Below are 26,134 nucleotides of genomic sequence, written 5' to 3'. Positions count from 1 at the left end.
CTGATGATTCCGATGGTCGATCTCAAAGCCCAGTACGCTGACCTGCGCGAGGAAATCGAACAGGGTTTCACGGCGGTTCTGGACAGCGCCCAGTTCATTCTCGGCCCGAATGTGCAGGCGCTCGAAGAGGAGGTGGCCAATTATCTAGGGACGGCTCACGCGGTTTCCTGCAACTCGGGAACCGACGCCCTGCACCTCGCGCTGTCTGCGCTGGGTGTGGGCCCCGGCGACGAGGTCATCACGACGCCATTCACCTTCATCGCCACGGCGGAAGCCATTCGCTATGTCGGCGCCACGCCCGTGTTCGTGGACATCGACGGGCAGACATTCAACATCGACCTCAACCAGGTCGAGGACGCCATCAGCCCGCGGACCCGGGCCATCATGCCCGTCCATTTGTTCGGTCAGCCGGTCGATTTGGCGGCGCTGATGCCACTGGCGGAACTCCATGGGCTGATGGTGGTCGAGGACTGCGCGCAGTCCTTCGGTGCCGCCGTGGACGGCCGCATGACCGGCACCTTTGGTGCCGCCGGGGCCTACAGTTTTTTCCCCAGCAAGAACCTGGGCGCCTACGGTGACGCGGGGCTCGTCGTCACCAGTGACGCCACGACCGCGCAAGAGTTGCGTGTGCTGCGCAACCATGGCAGCCGTGAGCGCTACCATCACAACGTCATCGGCTACAATAGCCGCCTGGACGAGATCCAGGCCATGATTTTGCGTGCCAAGCTAAGCCGCATTGACCGTTACAATGCCTGCCGGCGCCGTGTCGCCCAGAGCTACCGTGAACGCCTGGCCGGTGTTCCCGGCATCGCACTACCCCATGAAGACGGCCGCGGCCGCCATGTCTATCACCAGTACACGCTGCTGGCATGCGACCGCGATGCCATCATGACGGCCTTGCGCTCGGCGAACATCGGGTGCGCCGTTTACTACCCCGTGCCGCTGCACCGCCAGCCGGTCTTCCGCGACGCGTACGCCGACGTCAGTCTGCCGATGGCGGAAAAGATATCGGAGCACTGCCTGTCCTTGCCGATCTATCCGGAGTTGGACGATCAGCAGATCATGCGCGTGGCGCAGACGATCCGCCACGCCGTGGATGCATGATCCCCAATGCCGCGGCTGGCATGCCAGCCGCGCACCGGCCCGGCAGCCAGCACGGCCGCAGTCTGGCCTCCAGGGCCGGGTTCCCAGCATGGCCGCGGCCGCAGGCGCCGCCATGGCGCCGGGGATTGCCCGTGACGTTGCTACTCCGCCAGCGGCAACGGTGGTGCCTCCAGGGCATCGCGGACCGGGGCGAAGGAGCGCCGATGCACGGGCGTCGGGCCGAGGCGGCGCAGAGCCTGGACGTGAGCTCGCGTTGGATAGCCCTTGTGGCGTGCGAAGCCGTAGCCAGGCCAGACGGCATCGAGCTCAACCATCACCCGGTCCCGATCCACCTTGGCAAGTATTGAGGCGGCACCGATGGCCGGTTCCAGGCCATCGCCGCCGATCAGTGCCTCGCCGCGGCACGCCAATGCCGGGCAGCGATTGCCGTCCACAAGGGCCCGGCTCGGGCTCAAGGGCAACTGCACGACTGCTTCCTGCATGGCACGCAAGGTGGCCTGCAGGATGTTGACGTGATCGATCTCTTCGGGCCCGGCATGGACCACCGCCCAGGCCAGTGCCTGGTCGCGGATCTGCGTGGCCAGCCGTTGCCGCTGTGCGGCGCTAAGGCGCTTGGAATCCGTGATTCCGGCCACCGGGTTGCGCGGATCGAGTATCACCGCTGCGACCACCACTGGCCCGGCAAGGGGGCCACGGCCCGCCTCATCGATGCCCGCCAGGCGGTGTTCAGAAGCGATCGCGCGACCGGAGCCATTGCCACCGCTGAACACCTTCATGTCATCCCCCTTGTTTCGGCTATCCGGCCGCGGCGTGCTTCCAGCAGCCGTGAGACGGCCTCGGCGGCCTGCACACTGGCATCCTGGCGCAGCCGTTCATGCAACGCGCTGAACTCCGCAACCAGCCGGTCGCGTTTTTCCGGGTGTTCGAGCAAATCCAGCACGGCCGGCCCAAGATTCCCGGGCACCGCATCGTGCTGGGCGAACTCCTCAACCATGCGCCGGTCGGCGATGAGGTTGGGCATGGCGAAATGCGGAACCTTGATCAGGTATCGCGCCAGCCAGCCCGTGAGCAGCGAGACCTTGTAGGCGACCACCATCGGGCGTTTATGAAGCATCGCTTCCAGACTGGCTGTCCCGGAAGCCAGCAGTGCAACGGTGGCGGCCGAGAGGCTCTCCCGGGCGCGCCCGTCCACCAGGGAGATGGGCATACCCTCGTTACGCGCCGCGGCCAGACCGCGCATGTGGGCGGCGATGGCGTCCGTCGCGCAGGGTACAATGAAGTGCAGATCAGGCCGATGCTGGTATAACCAGGCCGCCGTCTCAAGAAACACCGGCCCCAGGTACTTTGCCTCGCTCATCCGACTGCCTGGCAGCAGCGCCACCACGGGCCCGTCTGCCGGCAGTCCAAGGGCCTGCCGTGCTTCGCCTTGATCCGGGGTCATGGGGATCTCGTCGGCAAGCGGGTGGCCCACGAACGTGGCCGGCACGGCGTGATTGCGGAAGAATTCGCGTTCGAAGGGAAAAATACACAGCATGCAGTCCACCGACTGTGCGATCTGTCGAATACGGCCCTGCCGCCAAGCCCAGACCGTCGGGCTGACGTAGTGAACCGTTGGCACTCCGACATCCCGTAACCGGCGCTCCAGCCGGAGGTTAAAGTCCGGCGCGTCCACACCGATGAATAGCGCCGGCGGGTCTTCCCGAAACCGCCGCACTAGGGCCCTGCGGATGCGCAGCAAGTGCGGCAGGTGCCGGAGCACTTCCACGAGCCCCATGACGGAAAGCGCCTCCATGGGATAGACGCTGGCGAGCCCCTCGGCCTGCATCCGGCGGCCACCGACACCCTCGAAGCGCGCATGCGGATAAATGCGTCTGAGCTCGCGCATCAATCCGGCACCGAGATAGTCGCCGGACATCTCACCTGCGACAATGCCGATTCGCATGGCTGCCGCCGAGCCCTGTTCACGGGCACTGCCGCCACCGCCTGACACAGGTGATCTAGCGCACAATGCCGCGTTGGCTCTGGCGAATGAAATCCGCAAGTCGCGACACCACCGGGCGATCACGGGCGATCTCCTCGACCTTCTGGAGGGCCTCCTGCAGGCGCAGACTGGATCGATAAACGACGCGGTAGGCCTGTCTCAAAGCCACCACCTCGTCGCGCGTAAACCCCTGCCGCCGCAGCCCTTCGCTGTTGACCCCGTAGGGAGCAGCCGGATTCCCAGCGACAGTCACAAAGGGTGGCACGTCCTGCTTGATGCAGCTCCCCATGGAGGCAAAGCTGGACGCGCCGATCCGGCAGAATTGGTGAACCAGCGTAAAACCACCGAGAATCACGTCGCTCTCCACATCCACATGACCCGCCAGGGATGCCCCGTTGGCGAAGACGATCCGATTCGCCACCACCGAGTCGTGGGCGATATGGACATAGGCCATGATCCAGTTGTCGTCGCCAATCCGTGTCACGCCCTTGTCCTGGACCGTGCCGCGGTTAATGGTCACGAACTCCCGGATCGTGTTGCGATCGCCGATCTCAAGCCGTGTGTCCTCCCCGGAGTACTTCTTGTCCTGGGGCTCTGCGCCGATCGAGGCAAACTGGAATATGCGATTTTGCGCTCCAATGCGCGTCGGCCCGTACACGGTGGCGTGCGGTCCGATCTCACAGTCATCCCCAATTACCACGTGGGGGCCAATAACCGCGTATGGACCGACGCGCACGTTGCGGCCGAACTGCGCCGAGGAGTCAACGATCGCGGTGGGATCGATCAAAACTCGGCGTCCCGCATCGTGCACATCACTTCTGCCTCTGCGGCAACCTCGCCATTGACGGTTGCTTTGCCGGCGAACACCCAGATGCCCCGGCGCACGCGCAGCAACGATACCTCGAGGTGGAGCTGATCACCCGGCTCGACGCGGCGCTTAAACCGAGCCTTGTCGTAGCCGACAAGGTAGAACAGTGGATTCCCTTGAGGGTGTTCTTCGACACTCTCGTAGGCGAGCAACCCGCAGGCCTGGGCGATGCCCTCGAGCACCAACACTCCCGGCATCACCGGGCGGATGGGGAAATGGCCCTGGAAAAACGGTTCATTGATGGTGACATTCTTGAGAGCCACGAGGCGCTCACCCGGCACGCTTTCGACCACCTTGTCGACAAGCAGAAACGGGTAGCGGTGCGGAAGCAGCTTTCTGATTTGATTGATATCCATAAAAACGCCATGTGCCCATCTATTGTTGCTGGTCTCGACTAGCGAATCGCTCAGCGCTTCCCTGGTGATCGTAGCCGGAAGAGCGTGCCATTTTCCGGGCCCACCGCATCGTCGAATCGAGACCGGCCAACGAAGGCCTCGCCTGTGTCGACAAGGCACAACGGCCCGCTTGCAAAGGGGGTGAGCCTCCTTGCTTGGGGTGCGCCGGTGCGCGCGCAAATGGTACGCACATCCAGATACGGACACTAGTGTTCCGTAACCGAATCTCGGTCACAGGACACTAGTCTTCGCGACCCAGCTTACGCTCGAGTTGCCGCAGCCGGCGCGCGATGTCATTGAGTTGATGGAAGCGCGCGACATTGCGCCGCCAACTGCGGTTGTCCTCGATGCCGGTGCCAGACGAATAGACGCCCGGCTCGGTAAGGCTTTTCGTGACTTGCGCCATCCCCGTGATGTGCACGTTGTCAGCAATCACAAGATGCCCTGCGATCCCCACGGCCCCTGCAATGGTGCAGTAACGCCCGACTCGGGTACTTCCGGAGATCCCCACGCAAGCAGCCATCGCCGTATGCTCGCCCACGTGGACGTTGTGACCGATCTGCACCAGGTTGTCGATCTTGACACCGTCCTCGAGGACCGTATTCCCGATGGCCCCGCGGTCGATCGTCGAGTTCGCCCCCACATCAACCTCATCGCCCAGCCACACCGAGCCGACCTGGGGCACGCGTTCCCAACGGTGGCCATCACGGGCAAAGCCGAACCCCTCGGAGCCAATAACCGAACCGGCATGAATCTGGCAGCGCGCGCCGATACGGGCACTCCCCATAATCACTGCCCGAGGATAAATGATGGTCCCGGCGCCGACAGCGACATGATCGCCGATGACAGCCCCGGCCCCAACCTGAACGCCATCCTCAAGCCGTACGTGTTGACCGACCGATGCGAGCGCATCGACGGCGACGTGCTCGCCAATACTTGCCGAGCTGTCCAGGCTCGCCAGGGGGTGAATGTCGCTGCGCCGGGTTACCGGATACAAAAGCCGCGCTGCGCGCGCGAACGCAAGATGGGGATCTTCGGCAATCAATCCATTCCGGGGGACCCGAGCGGCGTCCCCCGGCGCCACGATGACAACCCCGGCCCGACTCGCCTGAAGATGCTTTCGCTGGCGGGGGTCGGCAAGGAAGGTGAGTGCATCCGGGCCAGCATCCTCGAGGGAAGCGATGCGCTCGACCTGGTGATCCGGGTCGCCCCGCAAATCCAAGTCAAGCGCCGAGGCCAACTCCCCTAACCGTTTCATGCAACGCTATCCCTCCAGGCCGAGAACTCTGACAGACCAAAGCCCGCCATCGTCGTGCTGCACAAACGAACCAAGCCGGAGCAACGTCGCTTTATCCGGCCGCGGAGACATTCCAGTTCTGTCGCGCATGCCCTGCGCTGCATGCGCCGCGGGCTGCTTCAGTTGTTGTCGAAATCCCTCTGCAGGCGCTCCAGGACGCGATCTGTAATATCGACGCGATCACTGGCATAGATGACGCCCTCGCTGACAATCAGATCGAAACCCTCGGCCTCGGCGAGGTCATTGATCGCCTCCACAATGCGTCGCTGCAAACGGCCAAGCTCCTCGTTGCGGCGCATGTTGAAGTCCTCGCGGAACTCCTCTTCTGCGCGACGCAATTCCCGCTGGCGCGCTATCAGATCCCGCTGCAGGGCCTGTTGTTGACCTTCGCTCATCGCCGCACTGTCACGGTTGAGCCGGTCCTCCAGCTCACGCAGCGCCTCCTGCTCCTCGGACATCGCGCGATCCCGGGCCCCGAACTCTTCCTCCAGGCTTGCGCGTGCGGCCTCGGCTTGCGGCGCCTCAGAGGTGACACGCCCTGCGTTGACAAAGCCGATTCTGGTGTCTGCGGCGGCAACGCCACCCCACGCCAGCGCTGCGGCCAACAGCACTGGCAAAGCCGCTCGAAGGGCTCTGATCATCCCCACTCCAAACACCGCGTCGAAGCTGCGATCACTGCCCATCCCTCCAAGTCGATACCGGACCTACGGGGACGACCGTTCACCTCGGGCTGGCCGCTCGCGGCTTCGCGTCCAGTGCTTCATCAAAAGAACTGACCGAGGGAGAACTGGAACCGGTCGAGGTCATCTCCCGGCTCGTCATTTAACGGCTCGGCCAGGCTCATTGTCAATGCGCCCAGGGGCGACATCCAGGTAAACGCAACACCGGCCGAATACCTCAGGTCGTCAAATCGAACGGACTGTTCCCGGGTGTCAAAGACCTGCCCGCCATCGACGAAGCCGGAAAAGCGAACCGCGTCGGAATCGATAAATGGCACCGGGAAGAAGAGCTCGGCGTTGGCCACGGTGCGGACGTTACCGCCAGTGGCACGATCATCCTCGCCTCGCAGACCCAGCGAGCTCGTGCGGTAGCCACGCACCGAGTGAATACCGCCGGCAAAGAAGTTCTCGAAGAACGGGAGCCGGCTGGTGTCTCCGAAGCCCTCACCAAAACCGACGCGCCCCTGAAGCGAGAAGGACCAGTTGTCGGCAATGGGAAAGAAGCGCTGCTGGCTGTAGTTGAGCTTGTAATACTCCAGATCGCTCTCGGGCAGCGAGAGCTCAAGACCAACGGACTGACGGGCTCCGCTCGACGGGAAGATGCGCCGGTCAAAGGTGTTTCGCGTCCAGGTCGCCGCGGCCTTGTAGTTGAAGAAGCGATCGCCAAACTCATCCACAAAGCCTCGCTGGTCGTCGGTGGCCTGGGTGCCGAGGTTCAGCCGCAGGTCCTCGATGCCCACGTCGAGGCGGATCTCATCCTCTTCGTTGACTGGGATGCCGAAGCCGATGTCCAGGTTCCCTGCGCGCAGGCCGTAGTCGGACAGGCGCGCCCGGCGGGCATCGGTCTCCCGCAGGCTGGCATTGAAGTGACGCGTCACGCCGTCAACGGTGTAATAACGATCTGTATAGCTGAGCTGGTAGAGGGACTGCACCCGGCTGTTGTTGAGCGCAAGCTGCAACCGATCACCGGTGCCCAGCAGGTTATCCTGCGCCACGGAGAAGTTGAGCAGGACGCCCTGCCCGCTACCGTAGCCAATGCCCGCCTGGAGGCTTCCGGACAGCCCCTCGGTGACATTCACGTTGACATCGATCTTGTCGGGCTCGCCCGGCACCTGGGGCGTCTCGATGTCCACCTGCTCGAAGAAACCCAGCCGGTTCAGGCGAAGACGCGAGGTTTCGATGTTCTCCGAGGAGTACCACCCCCCTTCCATCTGCCGCATTTCGCGCCGGATCACCTCGTCGTCGGTGCGATAGTTACCGCTGATGTTGAGCCGGCGCACATAGGCGCGGCTCCCCGGATCCACGAAATAGGTGAGATCCACCTTGTTCTCGTCACGGTCAACATCGGGAACCGGATTCACATTGGCAAAGGCGTAGCCTTCCACACCGAGCCGGTCGCGAATGTTGTTGGCCCCTGAAGCGATTTGCTCCTGGGAGAACAGATCGCCATCGCGGAGCGCAACCAGCTCGAGCAGCTCGTCCGGGTCGATAATCGTGTCCCCGACGACCCGGACGTCGCCCAACCGATATTTCTGACCCTCATCGATGTTGACAGTGATATAGATCGCACTGCGGTCTGGGGTCAGGGCGACCTGGCTGGAATTGATGGCGAAATCTGCATAGCCGCGGTTCATGTAGTAGGAGCGCAGATTCTCCAGATCACCGCCGAACGCCTCCCGGGAATACCGGTCGCGGCTGGAGAATGGCAGATACCATGGCCTCGGACCCAGATTAAATACGCGCCTGAGCTCACGATCACTGAAGGCTTCGTTACCGACAAAGTGCACGTCCCGGATGCGCGCCGCTCGCCCTTCATCGACGTCTATCCGAATCGCCACCCGGTTACGCGGCAGGGGTGAGACGGTGGTCTCGATGTCGACGTTGTACCGTCCTTGACCTAGATACTGCCGGCGCAGCTCGCGCTCGATGTTCTCCAGCATTCCGCGGTTGAATGTCTCCCCTTCCGCGAGCCCGGAATCCCGCATGGCCTGCAACAGCGCATCCGTGGGAATGACCGTATTCCCGGTGATGTCGATGTCGGCGACGGCAGGGCGTTCGACCACGTTCACGATCAGCACATTGCCGTCGCGTTCGAGCGCCACGTCCTGGAAAAAGCCGGTGTCGTAAAGGCTGCGCACGGCCTCGGCCGCTAGCTGCTGGTCGACTTCGTCATTGGTGGTAATGGGCAAGTAAGTGAACACTGTGCCCGGGGCAATACGACGCAGCCCGTCGACCTGGATATCCTCGACAGTGAACGCCTCGAACGCCTGCACCGGGGAAAACGCGGCAACACACAGGGCGAGTGCAACAACCAGTTTGCGCATATATAAAGTGTCTTTGCATCGTGTCGGTGCTGTCTGACTTCGTCAGCCGATGAGTCTTGCTATGTCGTTGTAAAAAGCGAGACCCATAAGCAGGAACAGCATCAGAATTCCGATTTGTTGCCCGATGACTTGCGCCTGCTCGGACACGGGGCTGCCTTTGATGGCCTCGGCAAGGAAGTAGAGCAGGTGCCCCCCGTCAAGGATCGGGATGGGCAACAAATTGATAATGCCGAGACTGATACTGACGATGGCGAGGAATTTGAGGAACGGTACCAAGCCCGTCGAGGCGGTGTCCCCCGCATACTGCGCGATGTTAATCGGACCGCTCAGATTCTTCAGCGACGCCTCGCCGACGACCATCTTCCACAGCACTTGAACGGTCAGCGCGCTTGTCTGCCAAGTGCCTCGCACCGCCTCTCCGACCGATTCCATCGGCCCATATCGCACCGTATGAAACATATGCTCGAAGGCATCCGGGGCAATATCAGGCCGCACCCCGAGTACCCCACGATCCGATCCGAGTTCGTTGAGTTCCACGTCGAAATCACGCGCCGCGCCCTCACGCTCGGCAATCAGCGTCACGCGCTCCCCCGCGCGTGCATTCAGGGCCTCGACAAGTTCCCGCCACTCCTCCAGCGATTGCCCGTCGACGCTGACAATCTCATCCCCCGGCTGCAGACCGGCCCGATCAGCGGCGCCGCCATCGACGAGCTCACCAACCCGCGGAGGGATGTTCGGCTGCCAGGGCTGCAGCCCGATCACGCGCAGCAGATCCGGATCATCCCCAATTCTGGGCAGGCCGCTCAGGTCGAGTTGGCGCTCCAACTGCCGTCCTTCTTCCGTACGCACCTCGACATCGACGGCACGCCCGCGCAGCCCGCTGTCCATCAGGCCCATCAGAACACGTTCCCAGGTCGGCGTTTGCCGGCTGTCGAGCGCCAGCAACTCGTCGCCTTCCTGAAAACCCGCCTCAGCCGCTGGTGTCTCCGGCTCCACCGGACCGATCACGGGCCGCATTTCCTGTGTGCCGACAACGAAAAGCAACCAGTAGACCAGGATGGCGAACAGGAAATTGGCCGCGGGTCCCGCACAAACAATCAATGTGCGCTTCCACAGCGGTTGCACGTTAAAGGCCCGGTGGCGTTCCTCTTGGGCCACAGCGCCTTCGCGCTCGTCGAGCATCTTGACGTAGCCGCCGAGCGGGATCGCAGAGATTGCGTACTCCGTACGGTCGGCCCCCCCGCGCCAGACAAGCAGCGTCTTGCCGAAGCCGATGGAAAAGCGCAGCACTTTCACGCCAAGGCGCCGCGCTGTCCAGTAGTGACCGTACTCATGGAACGCCACAAGAATGCCGATGGCGACAATAAAGGCGAGCACATTGGTACCAATGCCACTCACAACGCGATCCCCGCCATTTCCCGTATGACAGCTGTCGCGCGCACTCGCGCCGCCGCGTCCACCGCCATAATGTCATCCACCCCGGTGACGGCTTGCAGTGGCTCGCGCGCAAGTGTGCGTTCGATCACCGCCGGTATTGCCGTAAACGCCAGGCGTTCCTGCAGAAACGCAGCAACGGCCTCCTCGTTGGCCGCATTCAACACGGCCGGTGCCGTACCCCCAGCCCGCAGGACCTGGTAGGCGAGCCCAAGGCAGGGAAAGCGCTGGGTATCCGGCGCGGAAAAATCCAGCCTTCCAAGCCCAACCAGGTCCAGCGGCCCGACCCCTGAAGCCAGACGGTCAGGCCAGCCCAGGGCATGGGCGATGGGCACCCGCATATCCGGGTTTGCCAGGTGCGCAAGCATGGATCCGTCTCTGTACTCCACGAAGGAATGCACAATGCTCTGGGGATGGATCACAACCTCCAGCGCCTCCGGCGCGACGCCGAACAGCCAGGAGGCTTCGATGACCTCAAGCCCCTTGTTCATCAGTGTGGCCGAATCCACCGAGATCTTGCGGCCCATGGACCAGTTGGGATGAGCACACGCCTGATCCGGCGTCACGCCCTCCAGCTCGGCCGTGGATGACTGTCGAAACGGACCGCCCGATGCGGTCAGCACCACGCGAACCACACCGCTATCGACGAGCCGGGTGCGGGAAAAGTTCCCCGGCAGGCACTGGAACACGGCGTTGTGCTCACTGTCCACCGGCAGCAGCAGGGCATCGCTCGCGGCGACGGCATCCATGAACAGCGCCCCGGCCATCACCAGGGATTCCTTGTTCGCCAGCAGGATACGCCCACCACCGCGGACCGCGCGCAACGTGGGTCGCAAGCCGGCTGAGCCCACGATCGCCGCCACGGTAATGTCGGCACCGGCTCCCGCGGCCTGCTCAAGCCCTTCGGCACCGTGAAGCACCTCGGTGCCGAAACCGCCAAGCAGGGAGCGCAGTTGCGCTGCGGAGGCCGCATCGGCGACCACGGCGAGCTCCGGCGCAAACCGCTGGCACTGCTGCGCGAGCAACATCACATTCCTGTGGCCAGTGAGCGCGCGGACACGGAAGCGCTCCGGATGCCGCGCCAGCACACCCAGGGTGCTTGTGCCGATGGAGCCGGTCGCCCCAAGCACGGTAATGGAGGCCGTCTCTAAAGCCATAACAGGCCTGTCGCAAACACCGGCGCCGTGGCCGTGAGGCTGTCGATGCGATCGAGGATACCACCATGGCCCGGCAGCAACGCGCCGCTATCCTTTACACCGCAACGGCGCTTGATCATGCTCTCCACCAGGTCACCGAGGACCGAGGCCACGAATGTCAGAAGCGCCAGCATAACAAGGGTGGCCCCGCCAGGGAGAGCCACGGGGAAATAAGCCGCCAGCAACCCGGCAGCCGCCAGAGTGAGAATGAGCCCGCCCGCTGCCCCTTCCAGCGTCTTGCCGGGACTGGTCCGTGGCGCCAGCCGACGGCGTCCGAAGGCGCGGCCGGCGAAGTATGCGCCAACATCCGCCGCCCAAGTCAACACGAATACCGTCAGCAGCATCCACGCCCCGTCCGGGCGCGCGTGCAGCCAGACCAGCGCGAACCACGCGGATACGAACAACAGGAGACCGACGGCACCGGCCGTAGCGCCCGTGACAGCGGTATCGGCTGTCAGACCCCGCTCAAAACGCAACAACCAAAACGCCAGGACGACCCACGCCAGGGCGCCCAGGGTCAAGATCACCGCGGCACCCACGGCATCTGCAAGCAGGAGTGCGCTTCCCGCCATCAAGACCAACAGGGCGAAGACGTGCAGCCGCCGGTCACGCAGGCTCGCAATGCCGATCAGCCGCGTCCACTCCCAGGCCGCCAGCGCCACCACGACAGCCGCCGCCAAGGCGAAGCCGCCGGTCGGCAGAAAGAATACCGCCCCCAGGACCAGGGGCAACAGAACGAGGGCGGTGGCGAACCGCCATTTAAGCACGGCTCAAGCGCTCCGCCTGCTCCTCGGTGCGTCCGAATCGCCGCTTGCGTCCGCCGAAGTTTTCCACCGCCGCCTTGAGTTCCTCGGCGCCGAAATCCGGCCAAAGGGTATTGACGAAATGCAGCTCCGCGTAGGCGAGATGCCAGAGAAGGAAGTTGCTGACGCGCTGCTCGCCCCCGGTGCGGATCAGCAAATCGGGGTCCGGCAGGCCACCCAGGCTTAAGTAGCCGCTGAAGCGCTGCTCGTCCAGCTCGTCCGCAGACAAGAGACCGGACTGGACGTCCTCGGCAACCTGACGCGCGGCTTGGAGAAGATCCCAGCGACCACCGAAACTCGCGGCGATTACCAGTGTCAGCCCGGTATTGCTGGCGGTGAGCTCCTCCGCGGCGGCAATTTCCTGGCGCAGCCGCAGCGACAACCGTGAGCGCTCGCCGATCAGGCGAATGCGCACGTTATGCTCGTGGAGCCGGGCCGACTCCTTCTGCAGCGTGCGCAACAGGAGGTCCATCAACACCGAGACTTCTTCGGCTGGCCGGTCCCAGTTTTCACTGCTGAAGGCAAACAGTGTTAACACCTCAACGCCCAGTTCCCCGGCGGTCTCCACCACTTTGCGCACCGAGCTGACTCCAGCGCGATGCCCGGCATGCCGCGGCATAAATCGAGCCCGCGCCCAGCGCCCATTGCCGTCCATGACGATGGCAATGTGGCGCGGCACACCACCCTCGAACCGATTCCTTTCCGCTGTATTGTTGTTGCTCATCATTATCCGCCGCCGTAGGGATGCCACCCCGGAGTTTCCCAGGACACGACCGGGACCGGCTCAATCCGGAGTCAGATCGCCATGAGTTCCTGTTCCTTGTTCTCAAGCAGCTCATCAACCTGAGCAACAAACTGATCCGTTAGCTTCTGAATCTGTTCTTCGCCGCGCCGCTGGTCATCCTCAGTAATTTCCTTTTCCTTGGCCAGACTCTTCAAATCCTGGTTGGCATCGCGCCGGATGTTGCGAATCGCGACTCGAGCCTGCTCCGCTTCGTTACGCACGACCTTGACCAGTTCCTTGCGTCGCTCCTCGTTGAGCGCCGGCATCGGGACACGCAGCACGTCGCCCTGCGATGCGGGGTTCAGCCCGAGGTCGGACTGCATAATGGCTTTTTCGATTTTGCCGATCATGCCCCTTTCGTAAGGCGTGACCAGAAGCGTGCGCGCGTCTGCGGCCGAGACATTGGCCACCTGGTTAATGGGGACCTCTGCGCCGTAGTACTCCACGGTGACATGATCCAGCAGGCTTGAATGGGCGCGCCCGGTGCGGATCTTGACGAGCTCGGACTTCAGCGCCTCGACCGATTTCTTCATCCGGCCGCGGGCATCTTTCTGAATATCCTCGATCACGGCAATTAACCTCTCTCGACGATCGTGCCCACATCAGCACCCAGCACCAGCTCCATGAGCGCGCCCGGGTGGGTCATGTCGAACACCTGAATGGACAATCCATGATCACGGCACAGGACAATGGCGGTGGCATCCATGACCGACAGCTTGCGGTCCAGGACCTCGTCGAACGTCAAACGGCGATAACGCAACGCCTCACTGTCGCGGACCGGATCGGCGGAGTACACCCCGTCGACCTTGGTCGCCTTGATCATGATATCCGCGTCCACCTCGATGGCCCGCAAACTCGCTGCGGAATCCGTGGTAAAGAACGGATTACCCGTTCCAGCTGCGAACACGACGACACGCCCCTTCTCCAGGTGTCGGATAGCACGGCGACGAATGTAGTCCTCACAGACCTGATTGATCTTGATCGCGGACATCACCCGCGTGAAGACGCCTGCCTGTTCCAGCGCGTCCTGGAGCGCAAGCGCATTCATGACCGTCGCCAGCATCCCCATGTGATCGGCCGTCACCCGGTCCATTCCCGCTGCCGCCAGACCAGCACCACGAAAAATGTTGCCACCGCCAACAACCAGCGCGATCTCCACGCCCAATTCCCGCACCTCGCGGATTTCCCGCGCAAGACGCCGGCTCACGGCCGGGTCGATGCCGTAATCGGCACTGCCCATCAGGCCTTCCCCGCTGAGCTTAAGCAGGATTCGACGGTAGATCGGCTTTGTCATGCAGCCGTGATCCTCTCATACCGGCTCAGGAACCGCGAACCTGCGCCATCACCTCATCGGCAAAATTGCCATCCTGCTTGTCGATACCTTCGCCGACCTCGTAGCGGGTGAAACCCTTGACGGTAGCACCCGCAGACTGAAGCAGCGCCTCCACGCTCTGGTCCGGATCCTTGACGAAGGGCTGCCCCAAAAGCGTGGTCTCCTTCAGAAACTTCTTCACCCGGCCGTCGAGCATTTTCTCGACGATCTCCGGCGGCTTACCACTCTCTTCGGCCTGGGCCTTGAGAATCCCGCGCTCCTTCTCGAGCACCTCAGCGGGAATGCCCTGCTCGTCCACCGCCATGGGGTTGCTCGCGGCAATATGCATGGCGATGTCACGACCGAGCTGGGCGTCACCGCCCTCGAGTTCCACCATGACGCCGATGCGGGAACCGTGGAGGTAGTAGTGCAACTGCCCCGATTCCGAGGCATACAGCTGGAAACGCCGCAACTGTATGTTCTCGCCGATCCTGGCAACCAACTCCTGGCGGGCGGTGTGAACGTCGCGCTCGTCATCGAAAGGCAGCTCAATCAGCGCGTTCACGTCCCGGGGCTGCTCCTTCAGCAGGATGCGCGCCACAGCATCGGCGAAACGATTGAAGTCCTCACCCGCGGCGACAAAATCGGTTTCACTGTTCATTTCCAGGATAACGCCCTGACGGCCGTCATCGCTGATGCACGTCACAATTTTGCCCTCGGCGGCAACCCGATCCGCTTTCTTCTCCGCCTTGGCCAGGCCCTTCTTGCGCATCGCCTCGATCGCCTGATCGATATCGCCATCCGCTTCGACCAGGGCCTTCTTGCATTCCATCATCCCGGAGCCCGTCCGCTCCCGGAGCTCTTTCACCTGCGCTGCCGTAATTGCCATGTCCGGTCCCTCTCGTGTTCGGTCAGTTCAGAGCGGCTCACCGCGCGACGCTCCGCCATGAGCGCGTCAACCGCGCATCGGCGCCAGCGGCCGGGCGCCTATTGCAGGCAGCCCCGCCGCTACAGCGTCGCGCATCGGTGCTGCCGTGTTACTGGGCGCGGGCGCCCTCACCCTCCGCGGCATTCGGGTTTTCCCGCACCTCGACGAAGTCGTCCGTTTCGCTGGCACCCGGCTTCACGGACGAGGCCTTGGCGTCCTCGATCGCATCCGCCGCACCTTGGGTGTAGAGCTGAATCGCGCGAATGGCATCGTCGTTACCCGGGATCACGTAGTCCACGCCCTTGAGCGAGTTGTTCGTGTCCACTACCCCAATCACCGGGATGTTGAGCTTTTGCGCTTCCTTGATTGCGATCTTCTCGAACCCGACGTCGATCACGAACATGGCGTCGGGCAACCGCTCCATGTTCTTGATACCCGACAGTGAGCGGTCCAGCTTGTCCTTCTCGCGGGTGAGCTCCAGCGCTTCCTTCTTCACCAGTTTGCGGAAGGTGCCGTCTTCCTCCTGCTGCTCCAGATCCTTCAGGCGCCGGATGGACTGCTTGACCGTGCGGAAGTTGGTCAGCATCCCGCCCAGCCAGCGATGGTCCACAAACGGCATGTTGCAGCGCTGGGCTTGTTCGCGCACGGCCTCGCGCGCTGCGCGCTTGGTGCCGACGAACAGCACCTTGCCCCCGTTGGCGACGAGCTTTCCCATGAAATTAAGGGAATCCTGATAAAGCGGCAGGGTCTTCTCGAGGTTGATAATGTGAATCTTGTTGCGTTCGCCGAAGATGTACGGCGCCATTTGGGGATTCCAGTAACGGGTCTGGTGCCCGAAGTGGACACCCGCTTCCAGCATCGCGCGCATGGATACGTTGGCCATGATGATCGTCTCCTGACCGGGTTTGGGCCTCCCCGCATCCCAGACAGGAACCCGTTTCCAGGCAACCCGCTGTCCGGTTCATGATGATGCGGGTGTGATTTCAGTCGCCTTGTGGCGACCGCACTCTTTGGCCCTCGGCATTTGCCTGAAGGGCGCGCGCTTTATACCATAACTGGCCTATCGCGACAATTTCACACCCCGCCCAGAGCGCGCCAGCACCTCGGTTCCGAGAAACCACGGTACTCTGGCAGCAGGTCAGACTGTGGCGGTGGCCCATGCCATCGACCCCGAGCCGGGAGATCTTCACACCCCCATGTCGGTAACCATCAAGTCCAGTGCGGAAATCGAGAAAATGCGCGCCGCCGGCGCCCTTGCCGCCGAGGTCCTGACACTCCTGGAGCCATACGTCGAACCCGGCGTGACCACGGAGAAACTGGACCGGATCGCCCACGACTTTATCGTCCATCAGCACCACGCTATTCCGGCGCCGCTCAATTACCGTGGATTCCCCAAGTCCATCTGCACATCGGTGAACCATGTGGTCTGCCACGGCATTCCGGGCCCGAAGAAGCTGAAGAAAGGCGACATCCTCAATATCGACATCACCGTCATCAAGGATGGCTACCATGGCGATACCAGCCGGATGTTCTATGTGGGCGAGCCCACCATTCAAGGCCGGCGGCTCAGCGAGGTGGCGCATGCCGCCATGTGGGAAGGCGTCCACGCTGTGCGCCCCGGCGCCCGGCTGGGCGATATCGGCCATGCCATCCAGCGCTGCGCGGAGAGCCACAACTACTCCGTGGTGCGTGAATATTGCGGGCACGGCATCGGCGCCGAATTTCACGAGGAGCCCCAGGTGCTGCACTACGGCACGCCGGGAACCGGTATGGTACTCGAGGCAGGTATGACGTTCACCATTGAGCCCATGATTAACGCCGGACGCAAAGAAACCCGCCTGCTCAGGGATAACTGGACCGTGGTCACCAAAGACCACAGCCTATCCGCACAGTGGGAGCATACGCTGCTGGTCACGGCCTCGGGTTTCGAGGTGCTCACCCTTCGCCATGACGAAGTCATTCCTAACTGAGGCGCACCCATGTCTACAGCCAGCGCCTATCCCAGCGAAGCCGACGCCGTGCTCTTCGACCGCGTCGAGCTGCAACGCCGACTCGCCGCCGGTGAGCCGGCCCTACGCGTGTTCCGTGACGCCCGCGAACACGGTGATGCCATTCTCATGGGGCGATTTCGGGAAGGGACCCCTGCCCGGATTCTCGTGCCGTTGCGCGTGAGGTTGATCGACGAGCTGCTGCAGCGCGCCTGGGACCGGATCATGGACAACAGCTGTTCGGACATCGCCCTGATTGCGGTGGGCGGCTACGGGCGCGGGGAACTGCACCCCGGCTCTGACATCGACCTGATGCTGCTACTGGATGACCCGGGCCTGGCAGGCCGCGACCGCTATATTGAAGCGTTTCTGACCTTTCTTTGGGATATCGGTCTGGACGTCGGTCACAGCGTGCGCACCCTGGACGAGTGCGTGACGGAGTCGGAACGGGATATCACCGTCGTCACCAATCTGATGGAATCCCGTCTGCTCAAGGGCCCGGAGCCCTTGTATCGGGCCATGCGCGAGGCGACCGGCCCGCGGCAAATCTGGCCCAGCCGCGCCTTTTTTGAAGCCAAATGGCGTGAGCAGCTGGTGCGCCACGCCAAGTATCACGACACCGCTTACAACCTCGAGCCCAATATCAAGGAGAGCCCGGGCGGCCTGCGCGACATCCATATGGTGGGCTGGGTGGCAAAACGCCACTTCGGCGCCGAAACCCTGCATGACCTCGTGGACCAAGGCTTTCTCACCGAACAGGAATACCAGGACCTCGTCAGCGGCCAGAACCTGCTGTGGGATATCCGTTTTGCCCTGCATACCCTCGCCGGACGCCGCGAGGACCGGCTGGTGTTCGATCACCAGGTCGCGCTCGCCAAACAGTTCGGGTACACCGATCAGGCCCATACCCTGGCCGTTGAGCAGTTGATGCAGCGGTACTTCCGCACAGTCATGGAGTTGAGCCGACTTAATGAGATGCTGCTGCAGCTCTACCAGGAGGTTATTCTCTACGCCGAAGACTGCGAGCCTCCCCAGCTGATTAACAAGCGCTTTCAGTGCCGCAAGGGCTTCCTGGAGGTCACCCACCAGAACGTGTTCCAACGCTATCCATTTGCGCTGCTCGAGGTGTTCCTGCTGCTGCAGCAACACCAGGAGCTAAAGGGGGTGCGCGCGTCGACGATCCGGTTGATCCGCGCCAACCGCCACCTGATCGATGAGCGCTTCCGCAGCGACCTGCGCTGCCGCAGCCTGTTCATGGAGATACTGCGCCAGCCCCGGGGGATCACGCATGAACTCCGGCGCATGCACCGCTACGGGCTGCTCGGCCGCTACATCCCTGCCTTCGGCGCCGCCACGGGGCGCATGCAGTACGATCTGTTCCACGTCTACACGGTGGATTCCCACACGCTGTTCGTGGTACGCAACCTGCGGCGCTTCGCCCTGACGGAGCATGCCTCGGAGCTACCCTTCTGCCACACAATCATGCAGCGGCTGCCCAAGCCTCAGTTGCTGTACTTGGCCGCGCTCTTTCATGACATCGCCAAGGGGCGGGGCGGGGATCACTCGGAACTGGGTGCGGAGGATGCCTACACCTTCTGCCAGGAACACGGGCTGAGCCAGTACGACTCCAGGCTGGTGGCCTGGCTCGTGCGCCACCACCTGCTCATGTCGATGACCGCCCAACGCAAGGACATTTCCGACCCCGAGGTCATCAACGCATTCGCCGACCAGGTAGGGGATCGCTCGCGGCTTGATTACCTCTATGTGCTCACGGTTGCCGACATCCGAGCCACGAATCCGGGAATATGGAACTCCTGGAAAGGCGCCCTGTTACTGGAGCTCTACACCTTGGCCAAGCGCGCCCTGCGCCGTGGGCTCGAACACCCCATCGACACGGAAGAGCTGATACGCGAGACCCAGGCCCAGGCGCGTCGGCGTTTGAAGGTCAAGGGCCTGCACCACATGACGGTGAAATCGGTCTGGCGTCATTTCACGCATGACTATTTCCTGCGCTATTCCGCCGAGGAGATCGCCTGGCACACCGAGGCCATCGCCCGGTGCGATCCGGCAGACCTACCGCTCGTGCTGCTGGACGAACACGGCGCCCGGGGTGGCACGCAGGTATTCGTCTACACCACGGACAAGGACCACGTCTTTGCCCTGACCGTCTACGCCATGGACCAGCTCAACCTGAATATCCAGGACGCGCGCATCATCACCACGCGCAACGGCTACACACTGGACAGCTATCTGGTGCTGGAGGACGACGACAATCCCGTCCAAGGGCCGCGGCGGAAACAGGATATCGTCGCGCGATTACGTGCCGTGCTGAGTCAGAGCGAACTGCGCCCGCCGACCCGACGGCCGATACCACGCCAACTGCAGCATTTCAATATCGGCACCCACATCGGCTTCATGGACGATGTGAACAACGAACGCACCGTCCTCGAGCTGATCGCTGCCGACCGGCCAGGGTTGCTAGCTCGGGTTGGCTACACCTTCGCCCGCTGCGGTGTGCGCGTGCAGAACGCCAGGATCGCCACCATTGGCGCTCGGGCCGAAGACGTGTTCTTTATCACCGACCAGCACAATGCGCCGCTGCGCCATCAGCACCAGTTCGACGCCATCCGCCGCATGCTCACGGAACTGCTGGGCGAGAACCGCGACCTGCTGGAACAGGCCAACGGGCTTTGACGATGAACCCAAACCTGGAGCGACTGCAACCCTACCCGTTCGAGCGCCTGAACGCGCTCCTCGCAGGCGTGCAAGCGCCGCTGGGTGCGGCGATCAACCTCGGCATTGGCGAGCCCAGACATCCGCCGCCAGAGCTGATCCGCAAGGCACTGGCCGAGAATCTGGATGGTCTGGGTCGTTACGCCGCCACCGGCGGTACCCAGGAATTGCGGCACAGCATTTGCCGCTGGCTGGAACGTCGCTTTGGCCTCGGTGACGGCGCTCTCGACGCGGACACGAACGCGCTACCGGTGGCCGGAACCCGCGAGGCGTTGTTCGCCATCAGCCAGGCAGTGGCGCCGGCGACGCCTGGCGCCCGGGTGCTCCTGCCCAACCCCTGCTACCAAATCTACGAGGGTGCCGCCCTGCTCGCCGGAGCCGAGCCTGCCTATATGAACACCACCGCCGCCACGGGCCATGTGCCGGACCTGGCGGCAGTCCCCGAGGCCACGTGGCGCGATTGCAAACTCATCTATATCTGTTCACCGGGTAATCCCAGCGGGGCCGTTCTCCCCGAATACTGGCAGCGCCGGCTGATCGAGCTGGCCGACCGGTACGACTTTGTAATTGCCGCCGACGAATGCTACAGCGAACTCTACCCGGACGAGGACAACCCGCCGCCCGGGCTGCTGCAAGTCTGTCACGCCGTGGGCCGCGAGGACTACCGGCGCTGCCTCGTCTTTCACAGCCTGTCCAAGCGCTCCAACGTCCCCGGCCTGCGCTCCGGCTTCGTCGCTGGCGACGCCGGCATTCTTCGCGACTTTCTGCGCTACCGCACCTACCAGGGCTGTGCCCTGCCCCTGCATGTGCAGGCCGCCAGCCGGGCTGCCTGGGACGACGAAGCCCACGTCAGGCATAATCGCGCGCGCTACCGGGCGAAGTTCGACTCCGCGCTGGAGATCCTGGGACCGGTTCTCGACGTCAGCCGGCCCGACGCCGGATTCTACCTGTGGCCGCGCACGCCCCTGGATGACACCGCGTTTGCCCGGCAACTGTTCGAGCAGCAGAACGTGCGCGTGCTGCCAGGCAGCTACCTGTCCCGGGACAACGAGGGGGAGAACCCGGGTGCGGGGCATGTGCGCATGGCATTGGTGGCGGACGAGGCGGAGTGCGAAGCCGCCATGTGGCGCATCAGGCGGTTTGTGGAGGCGTTGTGACTGGGCCTCGGCGAACGCCCCGTCGCCGGCCCGGAATTCAGTGAACACGTGAACAACTCAAGGATAAACTACATGGAAAACACACGCGCCATTATTGAAGACGCGTTCGAGAAACGCGCCGAAATCACCCCCCGCAACGCCAGCCCTGAGGTGGTGGATGCGGTGGAAGAGGCCATCATGTTGCTCGACCGCGGCGAAGCTCGGGTAGCGGAAAAGCGCAACGGCGAGTGGACAGTAAACCAGTGGTTGAAAAAGGCCGTCCTGCTCTCCTTCCGACTGCAGGACAACCAAGTCATGCGCACCGGCGCTGTCAACTTCTTCGACAAGGTCCCGCTCAAGTTCACCGACTACAACAGCCAGGACTTCCGCAGCGCCGGTGTTCGCGTGGTCCCGCCAGCCGTCGCCCGGCGCGGCGCCTTTATCGCCCCCGGCGCGGTGCTTATGCCCTCGTACGTCAACATCGGCGCCTACGTGGACGCAGGCACCATGGTCGATACCTGGGCGACCGTCGGTTCTTGCGCCCAGATCGGCAAGGGCGTGCACCTCTCCGGTGGTGCCGGCATCGGCGGTGTACTGGAGCCGCTACAGGCCAACCCCGTCATCATCGAGGACAACTGTTTTATCGGCGCCCGCTCCGAGGTCGTCGAAGGCGTCATCGTCGAGGAAGGCGCCGTCATCTCCATGGGCGTATTCATCGGTCAGAGCACAAAAATCTACAATCGGGAGACGGGCGAAGTCGTCTACGGGCGGGTGCCCAGGGGTGCCGTGGTCGTCTCGGGCAACCTACCGTCGGCAGACGGGACACACTCCCTGTACTGCGCAGTGATCATCAAGCAGGTCGACGCCAAGACCCGCGGCAAAGTCAGCATCAACGAACTGCTGCGGCCCTGACAATGACCACACTCTATGGAATCAAAGCCTGCGATACCTGCCGCAAGACCATGAAATGGCTCGGGAACGCCGGCGTCGATGTCACCTTCCACGACCGGCGCCCGGACGGCGTCCCGGCCGCGCGGCTGCATGCCTGGGTTGATCAGCTCGGCACCGCCGAGCTGATCAACCGGCACAGCGTCACCTGGCGCGGGCTCGACGCCACCCAGCGTGCCCGGGCCGAGAGCGCGCTGGAGGCGTTGCTGTGGGAGCAGCCCACACTGATCCGGCGCCCGCTGCTCGAGCACGGCGAGACTGTGCGAGTGCCCTGCAACCGAATCTCGGCTACAGGACACTAACGGGCTTCGTTGAAGCCGCCTATCGGCGCACCTTGGGACTGGAGGCCGCATGACCGATTCCGCCACCGTTGCTCTGGCCATGGAACTCATCCGCCGCCCGTCGGTGACCCCCGAGGATGCCGGTTGCCAGGGGGTGATCCAGGACCGCCTGCGGCCGCTCGGTTTCATCGGTGAAAGCATGGTCTTTGGCCTGGTCAGCAACCTGTGGAGCCGCCGGGGAACCCGGGGGCCAGTCTTCGCGTTCGCCGGCCACACGGACGTCGTGCCCACTGGCCCGCAGGCGAGTTGGTCATCGCCTCCGTTCGAGCCGGAGGTTCGTGATGGCAGGCTCTACGGGCGCGGTGCCGCCGATATGAAGGGCAGCCTGGCCGCGTTTGTCACCGCCTGCGAGCGTTTCGTTGCCGCCCATCCCAACCACCGTGGTTCCATTGCCCTGCTGATCACCAGCGACGAGGAAGGACCGGCGCGTGACGGAACGGCACGCGTGGTCGACGACTTGCAGACCCGCGGTGAGGCCATCGACTGGTGCCTGGTGGGTGAGCCCAGCAGCGAAGACCGGGTTGCGGATACCGTGAAGACCGGCCGCCGCGGCTCCCTAAACGGAACATTGCGGGTGCACGGCACTCAGGGGCACGTCGCCTACCCGCACCATGCGCGCAATCCGATCCACGCCCTTGCGCCGGCCCTCGCAGAGCTTGTGGACACACAGTGGGATGCCGGCAACACGCACTTTCCACCCACCACCTTTCAAATCTCCAACGTCCTGGCGGGCACCGGCGCCACCAATGTGATTCCGGCCACCGTGGAGGTACAGTTCAACTTCCGTTTCTCGACGGAGAGCACTGCGGAAGGGCTCAAGGAGCGGGTAACACAGCGCCTCGACGGGCACGGACTGGACTACGAGCTGGACTGGCACCTCTCCGGGCAGCCTTTCATTACCAGGGCGGGTGAACTGGTCGCGGCAACCCTGGACGCCATCCGTGACGTCACCGGAACCGATGCCAGCCTGTCCACCGGCGGCGGCACCTCCGACGGGCGGTTCATCGCAGCGACTGGTGCACAGGTGCTCGAGCTGGGACCCGTGAACGCCACCATCCACCAGATCGATGAGCACGTTGAGGTGGCGGATCTGGATACGCTTTCAGCCATTTACGAGCGCTTGTTGGAGCGATTGCTCACGACCCCCGACCGCTAGTTTAGGGGCCGCACCATGCCTGGGAGATTCGCCCATGCCGCTGCTGCTGACGGCCACTGTGCTGGTTTTCTGTACGCTCTATGCGCCTCAGCCCCTGTTGCCACTGCTTGCGGCGGCGCACGGAGTCCCCGAGACCCGGGCGGCACTGCTGATCACCGGCACACTGCTGCCGCTCAGCGTCGCACCGATCCTCTACGGGCTGTGGTTGGAGCGCCTAAGCGCCCGGCGCATCATGGCACTCTCGGTCGTTCTGCTCGGTCTCGCGCAACTCGTCTTCGCCATGGCGGAGAGTTTCAGCGTGCTGCTCGCCTCGCGCGTCGCGCAAGGCGTGGTGATCCCGGCGGCGCTAACGGCACTGATGACATTCATCGCCGGGCGCACCGCGCCGGAGCGCTTGGCAACCACCCTGGCGGCTTATATCGCCGCGACGGTGCTTGGTGGTTTCCTGGGCCGACTGCTGGCCGGCCTGATCTCGACGTACTGGACGTGGCCAGCCGCCTTCTGGCTGCTGGGCCTTGCCTTAATCTTGCTGGGGCCGCTGCTGCTGCGACTCCGCGGTGATCAGCCGCCGAACACCACCCGCATCCGCTGGCAGGAATGCCGCGGCGTCCTGGCACGCCCGGGGGTGGCGCCCACCTGCCTTATCGGTTTCAGCGTGTTTTTTGTCTTCGCCGCGCTGCTCACCTACTTGCCCTTCCGCGCCGTAGAGCTGCAACCCGGGATCGGTGAGGACACGATCGCACTGCTCTACGGCGGCTATCTCATGGGCATTGTGGTGGCCCTGGCGTCCGGGCGCGTCACGGCGTGGACGGGGAGTCAGCGCGGCACTATCCGCCTGGGGTTGCTCGTGTTCCTCACGGCAACCGTTGCTTTTCTGCTCCCCTCGCTGCCCCTGCTATTCGCCGTCATGATTGTGTTTTGCGGCGGCATGTTCCTGGTCCATGCAACGGCGCCCGGGTTGATTAACGCCCTTGCCCCGGACCGGCGGGGCGTGGTCAATGGCCTGTACATCGCCTCCTATTATGCCGGCGGCACCCTGGGCGCCTGGCTGCCCGGGATACTTTTCAGCCAAGCGAGTTGGACAAGCATGGTGCTGGCGATCACCGGGATGCTGATCGTCGCCACGCTGGCAACGCGTGGCCTGCCCGGCCGGCGCCCGTTCATCAAACCAGACCCGGGCGCATGAGCTGCGCCGCTGCTGGCGCGTTGCGTGTTGGCCAGGCGCCCGCTGCACGCAGCGTTCTACCCGCGAGCCTAGTTCTAACCATAGGCACATCCAGCCTTTCACATAGCCCCGGTCACACCGGTAGGCTCTGCGCCGTACCGAAACCGTGGAGAGTATTCGATGGCCGTTTCGCCCCACGCGATGTCCGCACAACCCGGCGGCATGCATCCGGCAGGCTGGGTGGCCCTGGCGCTGCTGGCCATTGGGCTGCTGTATGTCGGGCAGGCCATCAGCCTGACCCAGTCGGCCCTGTTTGTGGTGGGTGGTGCGCTGGGTGTCGTCCTCTACCATGCTGCGTTCGGCTTTACCGCGGCCTGGCGCGTATTCATTACCGATCGCCGTGGCCAAGGCCTGCGTGCGCAGATGATCATGCTGGCTGTGGCCGTGGTGCTGTTTTTCCCGGTGCTTGATGCCGGATTTGCCTTCGGCAACCCTGTCAATGGCTTTGTGTTCCCGATCGGCACCGCAGTGATCGTGGGGTCGTTCATCTTCGGGATCGGCATGCAGCTCGGGGGCGGCTGCGCCTCCGGTACGCTGTTTACCGCCGGCGGCGGCAACATGCGCATGGTCATTACCCTGATCGGATTCATCCTGGGCTCGGTCATCGCCACCCATCATGTGGAGTGGTGGTGGGATCAACCCGCGTTCGAGGCCGTGTCACTGGTGGACTCCCTGGGCCTCACCGGCGGCCTGGCCCTGAGCCTCGCCCTGTTCGGGGCCATCTATGCGCTGACCGTACGCCTGGAGCGACGCCGCCATGGCGATTTGGAAAAGCCGGCGGCCAGTACCCGTGACGGCTGGCGCCGTTTCCTGCGCGGCCCCTGGCCGCTGATCTGGGGGGCGATCGCGCTCGCGCTGCTCAACTTCATCACGCTGCTGCTCGCCGGTCGGCCTTGGGGAATTACCGCCGCGTTTGCGCTGTGGGGCGCCAAGCTTTTCCAGGGCATCGGCATCGATGTCAGCCAATGGGGCTACTGGCAGCTCCCGGGTAACGCGCAGGCGCTGGAGGCCAGCATCGTCGCCGACGCAACCTCAGTGATGAACATCGGTATCCTCCTGGGTGCCCTGCTGGCCGCAGCCCTCGCCGGGCGTTTCGCACCCAGCCTGCGCATGCCGTTGCGACCGCTGCTTGCGGCCATCCTCGGCGGCCTCCTGCTCGGCTATGGCGCGCGACTCGCCTTCGGTTGCAACATCGGCGCCTATTTCAGCGGCATTGCCTCCGGCAGTCTGCACGGGTGGGTATGGCTGATTTTCGGCTTTCTCGGCAATATGGCCGGCGTCTGGCTTCGCCCCTGGTTCTTCGGTCGGCAACCCAAGCAGCCAGCGTCCTCCTAGTGTCCCGTCCCGTAAATAAGTTGCGAAAATTGGCGTGGATCCTGACGGTTCCTGGCAAGGCGCGCCGACGAGGCGTAGCGGGGACTACGGCGAGGAGGCGCAACGCCGCCAGGGGCCGTCAGGGCCG

At 63.6% G+C, this 26,134-nt stretch carries 24 protein-coding genes; 9 read left to right on the top strand and 15 right to left on the bottom strand.

Features of this window, described 5'->3' with window-relative positions; translation table 11 throughout:
* Positions 1–3: 3 nt before the first annotated feature.
* Entirely contained in the window at positions 4–1,104 is a 1,101-nt protein-coding gene (locus QZT63_RS08290; protein ID WP_290650221.1) for a DegT/DnrJ/EryC1/StrS family aminotransferase, read from the top strand.
* A gap of 140 nt (positions 1,105–1,244) precedes the next feature.
* On the opposite strand, the gene rnhB is transcribed toward QZT63_RS08290, so the two are convergent.
* The 15 genes from rnhB to rpsB form a co-directional block, all read right to left on the bottom strand.
* Positions 1,245–1,880 carry a ribonuclease HII gene (gene rnhB / locus QZT63_RS08285; protein WP_290650220.1) on the bottom strand — a complete coding sequence of 212 codons (636 nt, stop codon included), beginning with the start codon at positions 1,878–1,880 and terminating at the stop codon, positions 1,245–1,247.
* Positions 1,877–3,046: a lipid-A-disaccharide synthase gene (gene lpxB / locus QZT63_RS08280; RefSeq protein ID WP_290650219.1), complete on the bottom strand. Its 1,170-nt coding sequence runs from the start codon at positions 3,044–3,046 to the stop codon at positions 1,877–1,879. Before lpxB ends, rnhB begins: the two co-directional genes overlap by 4 nt.
* Before the next feature lie 55 nt (positions 3,047–3,101).
* Positions 3,102–3,872, bottom strand: a complete 771-nt coding sequence (lpxA, locus tag QZT63_RS08275; protein WP_290650217.1) for an acyl-ACP--UDP-N-acetylglucosamine O-acyltransferase — start codon at positions 3,870–3,872, stop codon at positions 3,102–3,104.
* Positions 3,869–4,309, bottom strand: coding sequence for a 3-hydroxyacyl-ACP dehydratase FabZ (gene fabZ / locus QZT63_RS08270; protein ID WP_290650215.1), 441 nt, complete (start codon positions 4,307–4,309; stop codon positions 3,869–3,871). The genes lpxA and fabZ overlap by 4 nt, the downstream gene beginning before the upstream one ends.
* A 280-nt stretch (positions 4,310–4,589) precedes the next feature.
* Positions 4,590–5,606: a UDP-3-O-(3-hydroxymyristoyl)glucosamine N-acyltransferase gene (gene lpxD, locus QZT63_RS08265; RefSeq protein ID WP_290650213.1), complete on the bottom strand. Its 1,017-nt coding sequence runs from the start codon at positions 5,604–5,606 to the stop codon at positions 4,590–4,592.
* A 158-nt stretch (positions 5,607–5,764) separates the two neighbouring features.
* Complete coding sequence (locus tag QZT63_RS08260) at positions 5,765–6,286, bottom strand: OmpH family outer membrane protein (protein WP_290650211.1); 522 nt, start codon at positions 6,284–6,286, stop codon at positions 5,765–5,767.
* 122 nt (positions 6,287–6,408) lie between these two features.
* Positions 6,409–8,688: an outer membrane protein assembly factor BamA gene (gene bamA / locus QZT63_RS08255; RefSeq protein WP_290650209.1), complete on the bottom strand. Its 2,280-nt coding sequence runs from the start codon at positions 8,686–8,688 to the stop codon at positions 6,409–6,411.
* 42 nt (positions 8,689–8,730) lie between these two features.
* Positions 8,731–10,086 (bottom strand): RIP metalloprotease RseP, encoded by a 1,356-nt coding sequence (rseP, locus tag QZT63_RS08250; protein WP_290650207.1) that lies wholly within the window; start codon positions 10,084–10,086, stop codon positions 8,731–8,733.
* Entirely contained in the window at positions 10,083–11,279 is a 1,197-nt protein-coding gene (locus tag QZT63_RS08245; RefSeq protein ID WP_290650205.1) for a 1-deoxy-D-xylulose-5-phosphate reductoisomerase, read from the bottom strand. The genes rseP and QZT63_RS08245 overlap by 4 nt, the downstream gene beginning before the upstream one ends.
* Entirely contained in the window at positions 11,270–12,085 is an 816-nt protein-coding gene (locus QZT63_RS08240; RefSeq protein ID WP_290650203.1) for a phosphatidate cytidylyltransferase, read from the bottom strand. Before QZT63_RS08240 ends, QZT63_RS08245 begins: the two co-directional genes overlap by 10 nt.
* Positions 12,078–12,848 carry an isoprenyl transferase gene (locus tag QZT63_RS08235; protein WP_290650201.1) on the bottom strand — a complete coding sequence of 257 codons (771 nt, stop codon included), beginning with the start codon at positions 12,846–12,848 and terminating at the stop codon, positions 12,078–12,080. Before QZT63_RS08235 ends, QZT63_RS08240 begins: the two co-directional genes overlap by 8 nt.
* 68 nt (positions 12,849–12,916) lie before the next feature.
* The gene (gene frr, locus QZT63_RS08230; protein ID WP_290650199.1) at positions 12,917–13,474 is read right to left on the bottom strand and encodes a ribosome recycling factor; all 558 of its coding nucleotides are present in this window, start codon (positions 13,472–13,474) and stop codon (positions 12,917–12,919) included.
* Between the two features lie 5 nt (positions 13,475–13,479).
* Positions 13,480–14,199, bottom strand: coding sequence for a UMP kinase (gene pyrH, locus QZT63_RS08225; protein WP_290650197.1), 720 nt, complete (start codon positions 14,197–14,199; stop codon positions 13,480–13,482).
* 25 nt (positions 14,200–14,224) lie between these two features.
* Positions 14,225–15,106 (bottom strand): translation elongation factor Ts, encoded by an 882-nt coding sequence (tsf, locus tag QZT63_RS08220; RefSeq protein ID WP_290650195.1) that lies wholly within the window; start codon positions 15,104–15,106, stop codon positions 14,225–14,227.
* A 148-nt stretch (positions 15,107–15,254) separates the two neighbouring features.
* Positions 15,255–16,028 carry a 30S ribosomal protein S2 gene (gene rpsB, locus QZT63_RS08215; protein ID WP_290650193.1) on the bottom strand — a complete coding sequence of 258 codons (774 nt, stop codon included), beginning with the start codon at positions 16,026–16,028 and terminating at the stop codon, positions 15,255–15,257.
* Between the two features lie 313 nt (positions 16,029–16,341).
* On the opposite strand from rpsB, the gene map reads away from it, so the two are divergent.
* The 8 genes from map (at position 16,342) to QZT63_RS08175 (ending at position 26,007) form a co-directional block, all read left to right on the top strand.
* Positions 16,342–17,115 (top strand): type I methionyl aminopeptidase, encoded by a 774-nt coding sequence (gene map / locus QZT63_RS08210; RefSeq protein WP_290650256.1) that lies wholly within the window; start codon positions 16,342–16,344, stop codon positions 17,113–17,115.
* Positions 17,116–17,124: 9 nt separating this feature from the next.
* A complete protein-coding gene (gene glnD / locus QZT63_RS08205) occupies positions 17,125–19,827 on the top strand; it encodes a [protein-PII] uridylyltransferase (protein WP_290650191.1) in 2,703 nt (900 codons plus the stop codon).
* Positions 19,828–19,829: 2 nt separating this feature from the next.
* Complete coding sequence (dapC, locus tag QZT63_RS08200) at positions 19,830–21,023, top strand: succinyldiaminopimelate transaminase (RefSeq protein WP_290650190.1); 1,194 nt, start codon at positions 19,830–19,832, stop codon at positions 21,021–21,023.
* 72 nt (positions 21,024–21,095) lie between these two features.
* On the top strand, positions 21,096–21,914 hold the full coding sequence (gene dapD / locus QZT63_RS08195; RefSeq protein ID WP_290650188.1) for a 2,3,4,5-tetrahydropyridine-2,6-dicarboxylate N-succinyltransferase: 819 nt from the start codon (positions 21,096–21,098) through the stop codon (positions 21,912–21,914).
* Positions 21,915–21,916: 2 nt separating this feature from the next.
* A complete protein-coding gene (locus QZT63_RS08190) occupies positions 21,917–22,252 on the top strand; it encodes an ArsC/Spx/MgsR family protein (protein WP_290650187.1) in 336 nt (111 codons plus the stop codon).
* Between the two features lie 49 nt (positions 22,253–22,301).
* Positions 22,302–23,447, top strand: a complete 1,146-nt coding sequence (gene dapE, locus QZT63_RS08185) for a succinyl-diaminopimelate desuccinylase (RefSeq protein WP_290650186.1) — start codon at positions 22,302–22,304, stop codon at positions 23,445–23,447.
* Between the two features lie 34 nt (positions 23,448–23,481).
* Positions 23,482–24,633 carry an MFS transporter gene (locus tag QZT63_RS08180; protein ID WP_290650185.1) on the top strand — a complete coding sequence of 384 codons (1,152 nt, stop codon included), beginning with the start codon at positions 23,482–23,484 and terminating at the stop codon, positions 24,631–24,633.
* Positions 24,634–24,792: 159 nt separating this feature from the next.
* Positions 24,793–26,007 (top strand): YeeE/YedE family protein, encoded by a 1,215-nt coding sequence (locus QZT63_RS08175; protein WP_290650183.1) that lies wholly within the window; start codon positions 24,793–24,795, stop codon positions 26,005–26,007.
* Positions 26,008–26,134 lie beyond the last annotated feature (127 nt).

Source organism: Aquisalimonas sp., from assembly GCF_007120195.1.
GTDB lineage: Bacteria > Pseudomonadota > Gammaproteobacteria > Nitrococcales > Aquisalimonadaceae > Aquisalimonas.
Note: the sequence above shows the minus strand (reverse complement) of the source record. Positions and strands in the feature narration are given on the sequence as shown.

Bases quoted from the DNA above. Each gene is read 5' to 3' on its own strand.
- QZT63_RS08290 (WP_290650221.1), top strand. From the start codon at position 4: ATGATTCCGATGGTCGATCTCAAAGCCCAGTACGCTGACCTGCGCGAG.
- rnhB (WP_290650220.1), bottom strand. From the start codon at position 1,880: ATGAAGGTGTTCAGCGGTGGCAATGGCTCCGGTCGCGCGATCGCTTCT.
- lpxB (WP_290650219.1), bottom strand. From the start codon at position 3,046: ATGCGAATCGGCATTGTCGCAGGTGAGATGTCCGGCGACTATCTCGGT.
- fabZ (WP_290650215.1), bottom strand. From the start codon at position 4,309: ATGGATATCAATCAAATCAGAAAGCTGCTTCCGCACCGCTACCCGTTT.
- lpxD (WP_290650213.1), bottom strand. From the start codon at position 5,606: ATGAAACGGTTAGGGGAGTTGGCCTCGGCGCTTGACTTGGATTTGCGG.
- QZT63_RS08260 (WP_290650211.1), bottom strand. From the start codon at position 6,286: ATGATCAGAGCCCTTCGAGCGGCTTTGCCAGTGCTGTTGGCCGCAGCG.
- bamA (WP_290650209.1), bottom strand. From the start codon at position 8,688: ATGCGCAAACTGGTTGTTGCACTCGCCCTGTGTGTTGCCGCGTTTTCC.
- QZT63_RS08245 (WP_290650205.1), bottom strand. From the start codon at position 11,279: ATGGCTTTAGAGACGGCCTCCATTACCGTGCTTGGGGCGACCGGCTCC.
- QZT63_RS08235 (WP_290650201.1), bottom strand. From the start codon at position 12,848: ATGATGAGCAACAACAATACAGCGGAAAGGAATCGGTTCGAGGGTGGT.
- pyrH (WP_290650197.1), bottom strand. From the start codon at position 14,199: ATGACAAAGCCGATCTACCGTCGAATCCTGCTTAAGCTCAGCGGGGAA.
- tsf (WP_290650195.1), bottom strand. From the start codon at position 15,106: ATGGCAATTACGGCAGCGCAGGTGAAAGAGCTCCGGGAGCGGACGGGC.
- rpsB (WP_290650193.1), bottom strand. From the start codon at position 16,028: ATGGCCAACGTATCCATGCGCGCGATGCTGGAAGCGGGTGTCCACTTC.
- map (WP_290650256.1), top strand. From the start codon at position 16,342: ATGTCGGTAACCATCAAGTCCAGTGCGGAAATCGAGAAAATGCGCGCC.
- glnD (WP_290650191.1), top strand. From the start codon at position 17,125: ATGTCTACAGCCAGCGCCTATCCCAGCGAAGCCGACGCCGTGCTCTTC.
- dapC (WP_290650190.1), top strand. From the start codon at position 19,830: ATGAACCCAAACCTGGAGCGACTGCAACCCTACCCGTTCGAGCGCCTG.
- dapD (WP_290650188.1), top strand. From the start codon at position 21,096: ATGGAAAACACACGCGCCATTATTGAAGACGCGTTCGAGAAACGCGCC.
- QZT63_RS08190 (WP_290650187.1), top strand. From the start codon at position 21,917: ATGACCACACTCTATGGAATCAAAGCCTGCGATACCTGCCGCAAGACC.
- dapE (WP_290650186.1), top strand. From the start codon at position 22,302: ATGACCGATTCCGCCACCGTTGCTCTGGCCATGGAACTCATCCGCCGC.
- QZT63_RS08180 (WP_290650185.1), top strand. From the start codon at position 23,482: ATGCCGCTGCTGCTGACGGCCACTGTGCTGGTTTTCTGTACGCTCTAT.
- QZT63_RS08175 (WP_290650183.1), top strand. From the start codon at position 24,793: ATGGCCGTTTCGCCCCACGCGATGTCCGCACAACCCGGCGGCATGCAT.